2 protein-coding genes are annotated in these 2,461 nt (G+C 68.5%); both read left to right on the forward strand.

Annotated elements, in window-relative coordinates:
* On the forward strand, positions 1-1,176 hold a 1,176-nt coding region (locus ETD85_RS61645), incomplete at its 5' end, for a TadA family conjugal transfer-associated ATPase (RefSeq protein ID WP_420847397.1).
* A 166-nt stretch (positions 1,177-1,342) separates the two neighbouring features.
* Complete coding sequence (locus ETD85_RS61650; RefSeq protein ID WP_138698995.1) at positions 1,343-2,050, forward strand: type II secretion system F family protein; 708 nt, start codon at positions 1,343-1,345, stop codon at positions 2,048-2,050.
* Positions 2,051-2,461 lie beyond the last annotated feature (411 nt).

Here is a 2,461-nt window from a genome sequence, read left to right on the forward strand (position 1 = left end):
CCCCACCCCACAAGAACCGCCAGCCCCGTCTCCCCGGACCTGGTCGAAGCCGTCCGCGTCCGTCTGGCCAGAACCGGCGTCGAACCCAGCGCCGCCCAGGTCGCTGTCGCACTCAGAGCCGAGAAATCGGTCTATGGCGACGCGGAGATCCTCGCGGTGGCCCGAGCCCTATGCGCCGACCTGATCGGCGCAGGCCCACTCGAACCGCTCCTGACCCGTCCAGACGTGACGGACGTCCTGGTCAACGGCCCACGAGAGGTGTGGATAGACGACGGCACCGGCCTGCACCGCACCCCGATCACCTTCACGGACGACGCAGCCGTACGCAGGCTGGCCCAGCGCCTGGCATCCGCCGCGGGCAGACGGCTGGACGACGCCTCCCCTTACGTGGACGCCCGGCTCGCGGGAGGAGTCCGCCTCCACGCCGTACTCCCGCCGATCGCCTCCGGCGGCACCTGCATCTCGCTGCGCCTGCCACCGCGCCGCACGTTCGCCCTGACGGACTTGGTGTCGGCAGGCACGATCACTCCGTCCGCGATCCCGGTGCTGACCGCCATGGTGACCGCCCGGCTGGCCTTCCTGGTGACAGGCGGCACAGGCACCGGCAAGACAACCCTGCTCTCCGCCCTGCTGTCACTCGCGGACCCAGGCGAGCGCCTTCTGCTGGTAGAGGACTCAGCCGAGCTCCGTCCCCTGCACCCCCACGTCGTACGCCTGGAAACCCGCCCCGCGAACCTGGAGGGAGCCGGCGGCGTCGGCCTTCGCGACCTGGTCCGGCAGGCACTGCGAATGCGCCCGGACCGCCTAGTGGTTGGGGAGGTACGGGGAGCCGAGGTAGTGGATCTCCTGGCCGCCCTGAACACGGGTCACGAGGGCGGTTGCGGCACGCTGCACGCGAACACCGCCGCCGACGTACCTCCCCGCCTGGAGGCGCTCGGATGCGCGGCAGGCATGAGCAGACAGGCCGTCCACAGCCAACTCGCCGCGGCGCTGGACGCGGTCATCCACCTCACCCGAAGTCGCACAGACGGCCGAAGACGCATAGCCGAAATCTGCCTGCTGTCTAGAACACCAAGCGGCTTCGTAGAGTCCCTCCCCGCCCTGACCTTCGACACCGAGGGCAACTCCCACCTCGGCCCAGCCTACGAAGCCCTCACCCAAAGAACCCACCCATAACCGCTACGCCCACCCGCCTCCTCCTACCGCACCACTCAGCCCCTCACCGCCACCAAGCCACACTGCTCCCCCGAACCAGCCCCCAGACGGCGAGCCCAGACCACGGACGCAGACCGCGAAGTCAGACCACGAACCCCGAGAATCCTGACCATCACGGAGCAACGCAATGGCAGGCGCCCTGATAGCCGCACTGTCCACAGCCTGCGCACTCTGGCTGTGGACAGCCCCGGACATCGCCACGACCCGCCTGAGCAAACTGACCTCGACCCATAACCAGCCCCCAAGGCGCTCCCTGAGCAAGCTGCTCACCCGCCCCAGCCCAGCCCGTCGCGCCGACGCCTGGCGCCACGCGACGATCGAGCTATGCCAGGCCCTCTCAGCAGAACTATCGGCCGGCCGAACCCCGGGAGAAGCACTGACCAGAGCCATCACCGCGGTGGACTTCCCAGACCCCGACACCCTGCGCCCGATCCTCGCCGCGGCAAGAGACGGCGGCGACGTCTCCGCAGCCCTGACCTCATCCGCCCCGCCCCAAGGCGGCGAAGGACTGCGGCACCTCGCAGCATGCTGGGAAGTGAGCGTGACCGTAGGAGCAGGCCTGGCAGCCCTGGTGGACCGAGTGGCAGCCACATTGCGTACGGCCCAGGTGCACCGTCAGGACGTCGCAGCACAGCTGGCAGGGCCGCGCACCACAGCCAGAATGCTCGCCATACTCCCAGCCCTCGGCCTCCTCATGGCCGCCGCCCTGAACATGCATCCGCTGGACTTCCTGTTCGGCGGCCTCCCTGGCCTCATGTGCCTGACAACAGGAATCGCCCTCGACGCCTGCGGCCTGTGGTGGACCAACCGCATGGCCGCCCGAGCCCAAGCCTGACGCGACCCTCAGAAGAGACCACGACGACCAGCCACAGAGAAACCCACGACCAGCACGCAGAGAGATCATGCTTCCCAGACAAGAGATCACGCCCCGGAGAGGGGGCCACTCTCGACCTGAGGCCATTCCAACCTGCGATCACAGGCGGAGACCACCTCCCGAGCTGACACCACCTCCCGAACGGAGGTCATGACCACTCACAAAAGGGCCCGCAACCAGCTCACAGCAGAGATGGCAACCCACCCACAGAAGAGCCCGCCACCAACTCGATCGGACTCCCTACGATGCTCCAGCTACTAGCCACGGTGTGCGCGAGCCTGGCCACCTGGCTGTGGCTCTCACCCAGAACCCCCGCGGACCGCCTGGCCCGACTACAGCCGCCGTCCACCCCACCCTCATCAACAGCAACCC

The sequence above is a fragment of the Nonomuraea zeae genome (assembly GCF_005889725.1).
Classification (GTDB): Bacteria; Actinomycetota; Actinomycetes; order Streptosporangiales; family Streptosporangiaceae; genus Nonomuraea; species Nonomuraea zeae.